We start from the raw sequence: 13378 nt of genomic DNA, 5'->3' as shown, positions 1-13378 counted from the left end.
GGCGGGGCACCTGGTCGAAGCTTAGTTAAATGGAGAGGAAAAGTTGGTGCAATAATTGCGTTGCGTGATTATCTCCCTTGCAGCGTACTCTCTTTGCGGCTGGTTCGGCTGCTGCGAACGATATATCTGAAGCGCACTATCTGTGAGTCACCTCTTATTTACATCATTTAAACCTTCCATTAACTGGATAAAAATAACGCGCCGTCGCTATAGTGGTTTTGTTTAATAAAACTGAGTTGTACCTAATAAAACAAAGAACAAACCCTGCGAGGACACAATGACAGAACATTTACGTAACGGCGCTACCGCCACCGAGGACATAGAAAGAGAGACGATGCGGAAGGTGATCTGGCGTATTCTCCCGTTTCTGATTGTCAGTTACCTGGTCTCCATTATCGATCGCGGGAATATCGGCATGGCTTCGCTGCAGATGAATGAGGACCTTGGCCTCAGCAAAGCGGCGTTTGGCTTCGCCAGCAGCCTTTACTTCATGGCCTATTTTTTGTTTGAAGTACCCAGTAACCTGGCAATGCAGAAAGTCGGCGCCCGACTGTGGATCCCGCGCATTATGATCAGCTGGGGCATCGTTTCCATGTGTATGTCCCTGGTGCAGAACACCACGTCGCTCTATATCGTCCGTTTTCTTCTCGGTGCTGCAGAGGCGGGCTTCTTCCCGGGCGTCGTGCTGTATCTGACCTGGTGGATCCCGTCCCGCTACCGCGCACGCATTATTGCGTCATTTATGGTCGCCATCCCGCTCGCTAACTTCATCGGCTCCCCGCTTTCCGGATTGATACTGTCACTGGATGGCTGGCTGGGTCTTCGCGGCTGGCATCTGCTGTTCATTATTGAAGGCTTGCCGGCGGTGCTGCTGGGTATTGCAGCCTGGTTTATTCTCCGGGATCGCCCTCATCAGGCGAGCTGGCTCAGCAGCGAACAGAAACAGTGGCTGGAAACCACGCTGGAAACCGAGCGCAATCAGCAAAAGAGTATCGGGCACCAGACGACGTGGCAGCTGCTGAAGCATCGCCAAATCTGGCTGATGGCGCTGATTTACGCGGGCGCATCTTCCGCGGGCACCACGATCAGCGTCTGGTCTCCTCAACTGCTGAAATCCTTCCATCTCGATAACCTTGAGACAGGTCTGCTTAACGCTATTCCTTACGGTCTGGCATCTGTTCTCATGATTGTATGGGGACGGAATTCCGATCGTACCAACGAACGCCGCTGGCATACCGCACTCACGCTGTTCATGATTGCCGCCGGTGTGTTCGCCGCCTTTGTGAGCGTCTCGCTGTCTGCCACGATCGTTATCCTCAGCATTATGCTGATAGGCGCTTATTCAATGAAAGGGCCTTTCTGGGCGCTGGCATCCGGTTGGATGAGCAGTACCTCAGCGGCGGCGGGACTGGCCGCGATTGGCGCCATCGCAAACCTGATAGGCGGGGCGGTGATGGTAAACGCGTACGGCATTATCAATGAGCGGACGGGCAGCTACACGCTGGCTATGCTTCCGCTGGCCGCGCTGTGCGTGGCCGGGGGTATCGCGGTGCTCATTATGGGGCGACAGGCCCGCCGCGCTCAGCTACACGAAAAACAGGTCACGCATTAACGATGACAGAAGCGGGACATTTGTCCCGCTTCTGCGTTTAAAGATTTTCTTCCGCCGCGTCGCTCGTTTCACCAAAGAACTGCTGACAGAAGGGCTTACTGGCTCCCATTTTCTGCGAAAGACGGCTTGCAGCCGCCTTCATCAACTGCCCTATCTCCTTCTCACGACGATCTTCCGTCAACCGCGAGATGGGACCGGTCAGGGCTAACGCCGCAACCAGCTTGTCGTGAACGCCGAAGACAGGCATCGCAAACGCAGCGGTATGGGGATCGCGTGCGCCTGACGTGTAGAAAGGGAGTTCCGCGTCTTCCTCCGGCAGGCTTTCATTGAGCCCCCAATGACGCAATACCTTACTGATGGCCGAATTATCGAGCGGGAACTGGCTGCCGGGAAGATTGCTGTGTCGCAGGCCATGCGACGCTTCAGCGCGAAACAGGCAAAGCCGCTGCCCTCCCTCCAGCACATACCAGCTGGCACTCTCCTGAGATGCCAGGGATAAGGCCTGAAGCTCTGGCTGAACCACCCGGGAAAGGTGGAAAGATTGTTCATACAGCTTGCCGAGGTAAAGCAGACGTGGGCCCAGCGCATAATTGCCGTCTTCATGCCTGACGACGTAATTCATCCGTTCAAGAGAATTCATCAAGCGGTAAACCGTGGTTTTGTGATAACCCGACAGCTGTGCCAGCGCGGTCAGCGTCAGGCTCTCATCCCCAGGACGGAAGCAATCCAGTAAAGCCAGCGCTTTTTCAACCGCTACAACGCCTTCATTCCCCATCATTATCTCCTTGTTAGCCCGGCAGTGAGTGTACCTCAAATTTTGTGAGTCACTTCGTGTTTACATCACAAACGCCACCTCGGGTCTGGCTAAAAGGAAAGCAACACCGCTATAGTTGTTTTGTTCTGTACACCTGCATTGTACTCAGTAAAACAATATGGAGGCATTTATGTCCGTTACTGAAAAAAAACCGATTAATCGCCAGTTCGAGCGCGTTTCTGCCGAGGACGTTCGTCGGGCTGCCGAGTATCAGGCAGCTATTCTGGCCGACGTGGCCGGTCGCCGCGGTACGCTTCATGGCCGCATCAAACCGCTGGCCCCACATATGTCCGTTGCGGGTCCGGCCGTCACCGTGGAAGTCCGTCCGGGTGATAATCTGGCGATTCATGCCGCGATGGCGGTGGCGCAGCCCGGTGATGTCCTGGTCGTCGATGGCAAAGGCGACCTGAGCTGCGCGCTGCTTGGGGAAATCATGGCCACTCAGGCTCAGGCGAGCGGCATTGCGGGCATTATTATTGATGGCGCTGTACGTGACGCCGATACCCTGAGCAAAGGTCACTACCCCGTCTTTTCTGCCGGTCTGAACCCCTGCGGCCCGACAAAGTTAATCTCTGGCCGGGTTAATCATCCCATTTCAGTCGCCGGGGCGACGGTTCAGGCCGGGGATCTGGTTGTCGCGGATATCGACGGCGTGGTCGTTATCCCGCGAGATGAGGTTCAGGTGGTTATCGCTCTGGCAAAAGAAAAGCTGGAGATGGAGACCCGGCGTCTTGCCGCCATCCGTGAAGGCGATTTACGTCCACACTGGCTTGATGACGCGCTTCGTAAGGCAGGTATGTTGAGCGACGGGGAGACGCTGTGATGGGGTGCAAAGACGTAGTACTGGTTACCGGTAGCGACCTGGCGGAGCAGGCCATGGTGATGTTGCAGGGCTTTGAGGTAGTGTTTGCGGGCCGCCAGCCCACAGAAGATGACCTGATCGCGCTGTGTAAACGACACAATCCTGTGGCAATCCTGGTACGTTACGGCAAGATCACCGCGAAGGTCATGGATGCGGCTCCGGCTCTGCAGGTTATTTCCAAGCACGGAAGCGGGATCGATGTGATAGACCAAGAGGCAGCGGCCGAGCGCAACATCGCCGTCCGCTCTGCGCCTGGCGCAAACGCGGCGGCAGTGGCTGAACATACCTGGGCGCTGATCCTCGCCTGCGCAAAGTCGGTGGTGCCTCTGGACAAGCGGCTGCGAGACGGGCACTGGGATAAGGCGACGCATAAATCCATTGAGCTGGAGGGCTTAACGCTAGGCCTAATTGGGTTGGGTGCTATCGGCTCGCGCGTGGCGACTATTGGTCACGCTTTCGGCATGAAGGTGCTGGCTTACGATCCCTATGCTAAGACCATGCCTGCCCTGTGCGAACGCGCAGAAACGCTGAACGGACTTCTTTCCCGTTCCGATGTTATCTCTTTGCACTGTCCGCTGACCGATGAGAATCGGGGAATGATCAATAGCCAGACGCTTGCACACTGCAAGCGGAACGCCATTCTGGTCAATACGGCACGCGGCGGACTGATCCACAGTGAATCGTTACTGGCGGCGCTCAGGAATGGCACGCTGCACAGCGCGGCGCTGGACAGCTTTCCCCACGAGCCGCTGACGGCGCCGCACCTCTGGCAGTCCGAAGAAAACGTGGTTATTTCACCGCATATTGGCGGCGTTACCGCAGCGTCATACATCAAGATGGGGACCGTGGCCGCGAGCAATATTCTGGACGTGACGGACGCAACCACCGTCGGTCCATAAAGCCAACCGTGACGAGTGGCAGTGCGCTTAGGTCACTTGTCTTCTGCTGTGTAGAGACATTAAAGTTGTATCCTTTAACCTGAAAAAGACTTTAAAGTTGTAAAGTTTTAAAAAAAACACATACAAAACATGATGCTAAGTGTGTATCACACGCTGTTCCAACATTATGCCTTGATGTTCTTGCAGGAACTGCAATTTACAGGAGGAAAAAGGTGTTTTTGTAGTTATCTGGCGTTACGTGACAGTGTTGGTCAGATACTTCCACCTCTTCAGAGTTAAAGTTTGATATATGGGAAAAAAAAACGCTCCCGGACGGGAGCGTAAGTCAGTGACTTCGGCGTCAAATGAGGGTCTAACAAGTGGAGCTGCGGGTTAATTCTGGGTGATCTGACTGCGATGCTTATCAGCCTGCTGCTGGTGAACAACGGAAGACTGACCATTATTCGCCTTCTCATGTACAGCTGCGGCCTTCTCATGCTCGCTCATTTCAGAAAATGACTTTGCTGTTTCGTTGGTAGCTCCGGGTTTAGCTTTCATCATTTTTTTATGCATTTCAGCCATGTCCTGGTGGGCAGCAGAATTGCTGTTTTGCATCATGTCATGGGACATTGCGGCCTGATCGTGACTGCTCATATCCATCATTGTCATGCTGTCTCCCTGAATTGCACTTTTTTCAGCAGATGACTGCATCTGGTGGGCAGGTGCCTGTGCATTATTTACCTGGTCATGCATGTTCATTGTCTCTGCAGCCATGGCAGATGAAGCGGCAGCCATAATGGCAACAAATGATACGAGAATCTTTTTCATGGTTGGGTCTCCGGTGTTTACATACCCAAACAATCAATGGCTTATAACAGAGAAAGCAGTTGATCTCAGGGCGGGTTAATCATCACTCCAGGAACCAGGTGATTGTGTTATCACGCTGCTCCTGATTTATGAATAATTATAAAAAACCGCCTCTGTTTATCGCGTGACTGAATGATGACAATTTTGTCACCTTCCAGGTTTCTCCTGAACAACGGGATTAATCCATTAACAGGCGCACTTTGAACACAATTTCACGCCCCTGCTGTTCTGCTGACAGCTCGCCGCCGTGAGCATGAATGATCGACCTTGTAATTGATAATCCCAGCCCCGCGCCTTCCGTGTTGTAGAACCTTGATGAGTCTGCGCGATAGAACCGGTCAAACAAACGTTCCAGATTAGCGGGAACCTGGCCGGACATCGTATTCGTAATCATCACGTTCACACAGTCACTGTCACGCTCAAGGTGTATCGCTGTACAGGTGTTATCGGGAGAATACTTGATTGCATTGGAAAGCAGGTTACTGAAAGCACGTCGCAGCATATCGCTGTCTCCGGCAACAACGCCCTCTCCTTCAACGGTGATTGTCTTTCCTGTTTCGTCTGCCAGAGGCTCGAACAGCTCACGTAATTCATTCAGTTCGGCGGCCAGATCCACATCATGTTTATCCAGCTGCAGCAGACCATGCTCTGAACGTGCCAGAAAAAGCATATCACTGGTCATTCGTGACAACCTTTTCAGTTCTTCCAGGTTAGCGAATAAGATTTCGCGGTAATGCGAAACATCCCTTTCCTTAGCCAGTGCAAACTGCGTCTGCATCATCAGATTACTGACCGGTGTGCGCAGCTCATGCGCGATGTCAGACGAGAAATCTGACAGTTTCCGGAATGACCCCTCCAGGCGATCGAACATGTTATTGAACTCCTGCATGGTCTCAGAAATTTCCGGCGGAGCCAAATCGGGATTAAGACGCTGATCCAGGCTGTGTACGGTCATGGAGGAAGCCAGACTGGTCATTTCCCGTAGCGGTTTCAGACCAATACGTGTGGTCAGCCAGCCCAGAAAAATAGAAATAAAGACCAGACCGATATTGAACCAGAACAGCCAGGTACTGAGCTTATCCATAAACAGGGTGTGATACCCAGTATCCGTGGCAACCGTAATGATGACATGTTTGCTTTTACCCTGTTCCGGCGTCACGGCAACCCGCCGCGAGATACTGCGGTACACGGTGTTATTTTCTTCCGTCTGGATCATATAGTCGAGAATATCACCCGACTTATTAAGCAGGACCGCTGGAACAACAGAATTTTTGGCATAGAGTTCAACAATTTTTTCATTTTCCATGTTTTTTATAGAAATGAATAAACCATTGTGCCCTACCATCGCATCGTTTATTTTTTCTGATAATGACTTAATATCCGTTTTGTTCCGGAACGTCTCTGTTTTAAGAAACTCTTCGGTGAGCTGAAGTTTACCTGTCAGAAAATCGCGGTCCTGATTATCGAAATAGCCATTAAGGGTGCTAATCAGGATAAAACTTGATAACCACCATACCGTAAGCATCACCGCAGAAAAAATCAGGCTCAGGCGTGTGGTCAGGGAAATTTTGAACCTCACTCTTCTCTGATCTCCAGGACATATCCGGCACCGCGAACGGTATGGATCAGTTTTGGCTCAAAGTCATCATCAATTTTACTTCTCAGACGTCTCACGGCGACATCAATCACATTCGTATCACTGTCAAAATTCATGTTCCAGACCAGGGACGAGATAAGACTCCTGGGTAACACTTCTCCGGTGCGTTGCAGCAGCAACTCAAGCAGAACGTATTCTTTACCGGTGAGATGGATCTTCTTCCCCGAACGGATCACGGTCCGGCGCACCATATCAACGGTCATATCGGCGATGGTGCAGACTGTTGCGGCCTGCGAGCGTGCCCGGCGCAGCAGGGTTCTTACACGTGCAACCAGCTCCGTAAAATCAAAGGGCTTAATCAGGTAGTCATCTGCGCCAAGCTCCAGTCCTTTCACTTTGTCCCGCACGTTGTCCTTTGCGGTTAAAAACAGGACCGGTTCTTCGTGCCCGGACTCCCTCAGTGCGCTGATGATTTGCCACCCGTCGAGGAAAGGCAGCATCACGTCCAGTATTATCAAATCATACTGTCCCTTCGACGCGGCCCCGAGACCATCGCGGCCATTATTAAAGAGATCGGCCTGATAGCCTTCCTCAACCAGTCCCTGCTGCAGGTAACGACCTGTTTTTTGTTCGTCTTCAACGATTAAAATACGCTGCATGGTTAACTCGCTGATATGAAAGTAAAAATCTCACGCATGAGCTTTGGCTGTCCCCTAGCTGACCTGAGACGGAGCAAGCATTCCGAGCCACGCTACGGCGCCCAGAATGATAATCGCAACAACGAATTCTGTCAGGATGCTGTTTCGCATCAGGGCAACGCTGCGATCATAATTCCCTTCCCTGACCATAACTTCAAGCCGGGGACCCAGGTGAAACCGGTTTGCTGCAGCCAGAAGAAGCATCAGAACAAACAGAGCCGTCTTGGCAAGCAATATCCTCCCCCAGGAACTGTTGAATAAGGGAGTTAAGTTACCCTCAGCAATATACAGATAGTTGACCAGCGCACTCAGGATCAGGGCTACAACAATCACCGTTCCTGCCGTGGCAAATTTTGCCAGGGAGTCAGATATCACAATGACGCTCTGTGCATTATGCTCGTTTCTGCGCATCAGCAGGATAGCAAATGCAACCAGAGCACCTGTCCAGGCACCTGCAGCACCGAGATGGGTCAGATCGCTCAGTAAATGGAGATAGTAATGCAGACCGTCATGCATAACGGCGTGTCCTCCCCAGGCAAGTGTAGCCAGCGCCACGCCCCCACTCATCGTCATCAGCAGGCAGGACAATACTCTCTTATTAGTGTAAAGGAACAAAGCACCGAGTGTGGTAAACAGGGCACAGAGCCTGACAATCCAGCTAATACCCACATCAGTTTCTTCTATCACCATCTCGATAACATGGATGGATAATTCTCTGAGGTCAGTTACTCCACTCATGGCATTAGATACCAGGAGCATATTAATGCCAGTAAGAATGATGCCTGTAACAACAGCAAAGGTTATAAACGACCTGAAATTAGTCAGGTTATAGGTTTCATGTCTGACACCGCTTATTCCATATATCTGAAAAAATGGCAATCCAAATATTACCATCAAATCCAGATAAATAAGAAAACGAATAACAATCATAATCAGGTCGTTCATAATATTACTTCACTGTAAAGGTGTAATTACCGGTAATAGGGTGCGTATCTGAAGAAACCGCGCGCCAGTCAACACGATAAGTGCCAGCGGGTAAAGGCTCTCGCGGAATAATGACCATCGATTTAGGGTCAGCGCCTGGCGCCACTTTTGCCGCGACCGGCATCGGAGAATGTGATGACATGCCTTTCATACCCGTCATCGTTAATTTTGCACCTGAGAATTTCACGGTCAGATTTTCCGAGAAATTAAGCTGAATCTTTTCCGGGGCCGCTACGGCTGAATCAGCCTGTGGCACAGAGCTTTTTAATTCCGGATGGGCCATAGCAGAGAAAGCAACGCCCATAACGAGGCCACCTGTAAGAATGGCTTTATTTAAAATCGACATTTTATTTACCTGTTTAGTTGAGTGTTTTATATCAGTGCGTTAAAACCAGATTCTGGCTCCCGCCAGGAATACTACCTGATGGTCTTTCTCACCTTCTCTTTTCGCCATATCGGATGTTTTCCCGTAAAGTTGATTCCAGGAAACGCCTATATAGGGTGCAAACTCACGGCGTATTTCATAGCGCAGCCGGAGCCCCAGCTCTGTGTCAGTCAGTCCCCTGCCGCGACCCCGCGATTCATCATCCTGACTGTAGAAATTCACCTCATAGGATGGCTGGAGTATGAGCCGGTTAGTCAGTAAAACGTCGTATTCTCCTCCCAGACGAAGGGCTGCTTTTCCGCCATTACTGACAAAACCCGTAATTTCAGACTCAAAATTATAGAGTGCCAGCCCCTGAAAACCGACAGCAGCCCAGGTCCGGGCAGAAGCAGGTCTGAAATCCTGCCTGACACCCGCAACCAAATCCCACCATGGGCCAACCGCATGTCCCCAGAGTAACTGCGCTTCAGCCGCCTCCGTTTCCCCATTGCTTCGTTCACCTTCACTCTTTAGCCAAATCCGATCTGTGTCGCCTCCAATCCAGCTGTTAACACTCCAGCTGAAATTGTTGGTGTTATCCGACCGTTGCCATTCCAGTTGATCCAGCAGAACCAGATAATTAATCGCACTGTCGTGAATCGCATGCCCCTGTAAATTGCCGAATGCAGCCTTCCGGTCGGCATCGGTAACAGGCGGAATTGGCGTTCTGCTCTCAGTTACAATGGGCTCCATTGACGTCATCTCAGTGAAATTCTCATCTGCTGGCATCTGCATGGCAGACATGTCGTGCCCGGCGTGGGGATCTGCAGAGACGGAGCCCGCCGCAATAGAAAGCGGTGAGGTAAACAAACCGGCGACCAGAACAGGTATGGCCTTCAAATTTCTCTTCATTCGCATCATTCCTCCACCCGGACTTCACGAAACATTCCCATTTCCATGTGATAGAGCAAATGGCAGTGATACGCCCAGCGGCCAAGCGCATCTGCTGTCACTCTGTAACTGCGTTTTGTACCAGGGGGAACATCTATTGTGTGTTTACGAACCATGAAATTACCGTTTTCATCTTCCAGATCGCTCCACATACCATGCAGGTGAATGGGGTGAGTCATCATGGTATCGTTGATCAGCGTGATCCTGAGCCGCTCACCGTATTTCAGCAGCACCGGTGCGGCATCTGAAAACTTGATTCCGTTAAATGACCAGGCAAACTTTTCCATGTGGCCGGTTAAATGCAGTTCTATGGTACGGCCAGGTTCACGTCCGTCAGGATCCTCAAAGCGGCTTTTCAAATCCGCGTACGTGAGAACCTTTCTTCCGTTATTTCGAAGACCAATACCCGGATCATTTAATTTCGGAGAGACGCTCATCGCCTGCATATCAACCAGTGGGTTATCCGTTTCTGACGCAGGATGACTTTGCATACCCGGCATTCCGGCCATCTGGGAATGATCCATACCGGCCATGCTGCTGTGATCCATGGGCGCGGAGGATGTCCCGCTATCCGGAAGGTCAGCACCGTCCATAGACATCATCTCTCCGCTGTTATCCATGCCTCCCATCTGGCTGTGGTCCATTCCTGCCATATCATGTCCCATTCCCCCCATACCCATATCTTCCATGGTCAACAGAGGACGGGGATCGAGGGGGGGAACGGCAGCACTTAACCCCTCTCTCGTGGCCAGTGTCCCTCGAGCGTAACCGGTCCTGTCCATGGATTGTGCGAAGATGGTATAGGCCTCACCCTGAGGCTCCACAATGACATCATAGGTTTCGGCAACGGCAATCCTGAATTCGTCAACGGTAACCGGGTTTACATACTGGCCATCTGCAGCCACGACCGTCATTTTCAGCCCGGGGATACGGATATCGAAATAGGTCATTGCCGAGCCGTTGATAAACCGTAAGCGTATCTTTTCACCGGGACGGAACAGTCCGGTCCAGTTTTTCAGCGGGGCCTGCCCGTTCATGAGATAGGTGTAGGTGTAGCCACTGACATCCGCGAGGTCAGTCGGATTCATTTTCATTTCAGCCCACATTTTCCGATCGGCAATGGTGGCTGACAGCCCCCTGGTATTCACGTCGCGGAAAAAAGAGCCAACGGTTGGTTTATTGAAATTGTAGTAATCCGACTGTTTTTTTAATTTTTTCAGCAGGCTGTGAGGATTTTCATCGGTCCAGTCAGACAACATGACCACATGCTCACGATCGTAAGCAAACGGTTCTGGCTCCCTGGCATCGATGATAATGGCACCGTATACCCCCTCCTGTTCCTGCAGACCGGAATGGCTGTGGTACCAGTAAGTCCCGTTCTGCTTAACCTTAAAGGTGTAAACGTAGGTATCATCAGGCTCTATGCCCATAAAACTCAGCCCCGGAACACCATCCATATTGGCCGGAAGAATAATGCCGTGCCAGTGAATGGACGTCTGTTCATTAAGACGGTTTTTGACCTTCAGGGTAATGGTGTCACCTTCTTTCCAGCGAAGAACGGGCCCCGGCAGGCCTCCATTGATTGTTTTGGCCTGACGCTCACTGCCCGTGATATTGACGGCCGTTTCACCAATGGTCAGGTCAAACTGAGTACCCTGCAGGGATGCGGCAACTGGCAGGCTCAGACTGGAACGCGCATTGAAACTCCATACGCCAAGACTTCCGGCTACGCCAGAGAGGGTTAACCCCTTCAGGAAAGTTCGTCGAGACGTTTTCAACAGCATGCGCATTCCCTTATTTAAAGTATGGTTACTGACAGAATTCGAGAACCGATTTAAATTAAATTACTGGTTCATCCACTTACAATGAAATGAAGCTAGCACACCTTAAGAAACAAATTCATTACAATCGTGTAATGTACATAGCTGTATTACATTTACGTCATCTTCCCCACAGGTTGATTATTTTTATATATGATCATAAGGACATCTTTTATGTACCTCAGAAGGTAATTACACATGAATATATTAATCACGACCACTGCGTTTACAGCTTTATTTTGTGGGGCAGCTTTTGCTCAGTCCAGTGATATTGCCCATGAAGCACATCGATTTGTTAATAATGCCTCAGCCGTCAGTCATGTGAATTCCTCGACGCATGAAAACTTACCGGACAGGGTTAATAAAAACAACACGCCCTCATTCTCTGAAATGAATGAACATGAAAGGGCCATTGTTGCTCATTCATTTATGAACAACAGCGCGTCCTATGCGCATCAGAAAATGATTGAGGAACATAAAAAAATGCTGTCCGGCAGTGATGCAAATTCAAAGACCTCGTCTTCTTCTTTTAACGAACTGAATGCCGGAGAAAAAGCCGCTCTCGTGCATGAGCAGGTCAATAATGCCGGTGCGGAAGCACATCAGACGCAGGCAAGAAAGCTTCGCGGGCTGTATTCGACCAGGTAACTGCAGGCGGGTTAGTGCTTAGCGTCAGGTGCGCAGCAGGGCTTTACTGACGGGTTACGTAGCAGGACATGAGCCCCATATTGCTCTGCCGTAACCTGTTTCAGTCCCGTTAATCATCACCGTCGGGCTGGTCATACAGTTCCCAGAGCTTCAGGAGCAAACGGGAAACAAGATATGTTACAAAAATGACGACCATCAACGGTGCTCCCGATTAACTGACAGATGACACGCCTCCTGAAAACCCCTAGCATACGCCGCAGTGTTCATGCTAACGGCGAATTCCAGTAAATGTATTCTACCGATGTCGTAAAAGAAAATGCCTACCTTTCAGCCACCCGCTCGGGGCTGGAATCGAACGAGATCGCTACTCTTCAGCGCTCCTTGCCTTCCCGGTTTAATCTGCGGCATTTGAAAAAAAATGAATCATTAAAACTCGTACTGCAAAAGAAAGCGGGAAAATCACGTGTCGTGGCCTATAAATTTACGTCCGGTTCATTTAATTACACGGCGTATCGTATATCAGATAAAAAGTTCTATAACCTTTCCGATACTTCCGGGAAAGGCAGTCTCGATTATCCGTTACCGGCCACAGCAAGACTCAGTTCGCCTTTCAATCCTGCAAGACTTAACCCGGTATCGGGAAAAGTGAGTCCCCATAATGGCATTGATTATTCCATGCCCATGAACACGAAAATAGTCAGCGTCATCGACGGAAAAATCACCCGGGCCGAATACAACAGTACCATGGGATATTTTGTTGAAGTAACGGGAAAAGCCGGTGTTAAAACTCGCTATCTCCACCTCAATAAAATACTCGTTACTAAAGGGGCCAGGGTTACACGGGGAGGTGCTATTGCGTTATCCGGTAACAGCGGACGTTCATCCGGTCCTCATCTGCATTACGAGCTGGTCATCAATAACAACTCTGTTAACTCTCTGGCGTTCCGGGCAGCGGCACCCGCTGATAACAAACTCGAACAGCATGCCTTTGCGCATGCCAGAGACTACGAACGATACCTGGACTGATAACGGGACCGCGACGCGGCCCCGTCTGCCGGATTAATTTTTTTTATCGTTTTCACTTCCGTGATGTTGATGATCTCCATGCCCTCCGTGGCCGTGGAAAAGATGCATTAGCGGGCAGACCAGCAATAACAGATATGGCCAGTAACCTGCCACATGTGACCAGTGTTCGCGCAGGAGAGCAAATGCCGCGATCGCGGCGACAGCAATAAGCGCATAGGTGGTACTTTTCATACTGGACTCCTTCTGTTCGTAACTGA

Annotated in this window: 14 protein-coding genes; 5 read left to right on the top strand and 9 right to left on the bottom strand. The window is 50.8% G+C overall.

The genetic code is table 11. The features are described from left to right. Positions 1-277 precede the first annotated feature (277 nt). A complete protein-coding gene (locus ACMWLG_RS12760; RefSeq protein WP_045403289.1) occupies positions 278-1612 on the top strand; it encodes an MFS transporter in 1335 nt (444 codons plus the stop codon). 37 nt (positions 1613-1649) lie between these two features. Here ACMWLG_RS12760 and ACMWLG_RS12755 read toward each other — a convergent pair whose 3' ends face one another. Next, positions 1650-2387, bottom strand: a complete 738-nt coding sequence (locus ACMWLG_RS12755; RefSeq protein ID WP_023309548.1) for an IclR family transcriptional regulator — start codon at positions 2385-2387, stop codon at positions 1650-1652. Positions 2388-2556: 169 nt separating this feature from the next. Here ACMWLG_RS12755 and ACMWLG_RS12750 point away from each other — a divergent pair, with 169 nt between their 5' ends. After that, entirely contained in the window at positions 2557-3249 is a 693-nt protein-coding gene (locus ACMWLG_RS12750) for an RraA family protein (protein ID WP_045403286.1), read from the top strand. Beyond that, positions 3249-4187, top strand: a complete 939-nt coding sequence (locus ACMWLG_RS12745) for an NAD(P)-dependent oxidoreductase (RefSeq protein WP_045403283.1) — start codon at positions 3249-3251, stop codon at positions 4185-4187. The genes ACMWLG_RS12750 and ACMWLG_RS12745 overlap by 1 nt, the downstream gene beginning before the upstream one ends. A gap of 372 nt (positions 4188-4559) precedes the next feature. Here ACMWLG_RS12745 and pcoE read toward each other — a convergent pair whose 3' ends face one another. The 7 genes from pcoE to pcoA form a co-directional block, all read right to left on the bottom strand. Next, a complete protein-coding gene (gene pcoE, locus ACMWLG_RS12740) occupies positions 4560-4994 on the bottom strand; it encodes a copper resistance system metallochaperone PcoE (protein ID WP_000723069.1) in 435 nt (144 codons plus the stop codon). 217 nt (positions 4995-5211) lie between these two features. Then, the gene (gene pcoS, locus ACMWLG_RS12735; protein ID WP_414762991.1) at positions 5212-6612 is read right to left on the bottom strand and encodes a copper resistance membrane spanning protein PcoS; all 1401 of its coding nucleotides are present in this window, start codon (positions 6610-6612) and stop codon (positions 5212-5214) included. Further along, on the bottom strand, positions 6609-7289 hold the full coding sequence (gene pcoR / locus ACMWLG_RS12730; RefSeq protein ID WP_001188930.1) for a copper response regulator transcription factor PcoR: 681 nt from the start codon (positions 7287-7289) through the stop codon (positions 6609-6611). Before pcoR ends, pcoS begins: the two co-directional genes overlap by 4 nt. 54 nt (positions 7290-7343) lie before the next feature. Next, positions 7344-8222 (bottom strand): copper resistance inner membrane protein PcoD, encoded by an 879-nt coding sequence (gene pcoD, locus ACMWLG_RS12725; RefSeq protein WP_229692861.1) that lies wholly within the window; start codon positions 8220-8222, stop codon positions 7344-7346. Between the two features lie 55 nt (positions 8223-8277). Further along, complete coding sequence (gene pcoC / locus ACMWLG_RS12720) at positions 8278-8658, bottom strand: copper resistance system metallochaperone PcoC (RefSeq protein WP_000025662.1); 381 nt, start codon at positions 8656-8658, stop codon at positions 8278-8280. Positions 8659-8697: 39 nt separating this feature from the next. Then, entirely contained in the window at positions 8698-9588 is an 891-nt protein-coding gene (pcoB, locus tag ACMWLG_RS12715; RefSeq protein WP_074133539.1) for a copper resistance outer membrane transporter PcoB, read from the bottom strand. Between the two features lie 5 nt (positions 9589-9593). Continuing rightward, a complete protein-coding gene (pcoA, locus tag ACMWLG_RS12710; protein ID WP_044865869.1) occupies positions 9594-11411 on the bottom strand; it encodes a multicopper oxidase PcoA in 1818 nt (605 codons plus the stop codon). A 234-nt stretch (positions 11412-11645) separates the two neighbouring features. On the opposite strand from pcoA, the gene ACMWLG_RS12705 reads away from it, so the two are divergent. Continuing rightward, positions 11646-12095, top strand: coding sequence for a copper resistance protein (locus tag ACMWLG_RS12705; protein ID WP_001023257.1), 450 nt, complete (start codon positions 11646-11648; stop codon positions 12093-12095). A 288-nt stretch (positions 12096-12383) separates the two neighbouring features. Further along, positions 12384-13121 carry a peptidoglycan DD-metalloendopeptidase family protein gene (locus ACMWLG_RS12700; protein ID WP_044865871.1) on the top strand — a complete coding sequence of 246 codons (738 nt, stop codon included), beginning with the start codon at positions 12384-12386 and terminating at the stop codon, positions 13119-13121. Positions 13122-13154: 33 nt separating this feature from the next. On the opposite strand, the gene ACMWLG_RS12695 is transcribed toward ACMWLG_RS12700, so the two are convergent. Then, positions 13155-13352, bottom strand: coding sequence for a DUF2933 domain-containing protein (locus ACMWLG_RS12695; RefSeq protein ID WP_000843494.1), 198 nt, complete (start codon positions 13350-13352; stop codon positions 13155-13157). Between the last annotated feature and the right edge of the window lie 26 nt (positions 13353-13378).

This window comes from Enterobacter sp. 01-M-02-SI-ECC (assembly GCF_047530595.1).
In the GTDB taxonomy this organism is placed as follows: domain Bacteria; phylum Pseudomonadota; class Gammaproteobacteria; order Enterobacterales; family Enterobacteriaceae; genus Enterobacter; species Enterobacter cloacae_M.
Note: the sequence above shows the minus strand (reverse complement) of the source record. Positions and strands in the feature narration are given on the sequence as shown.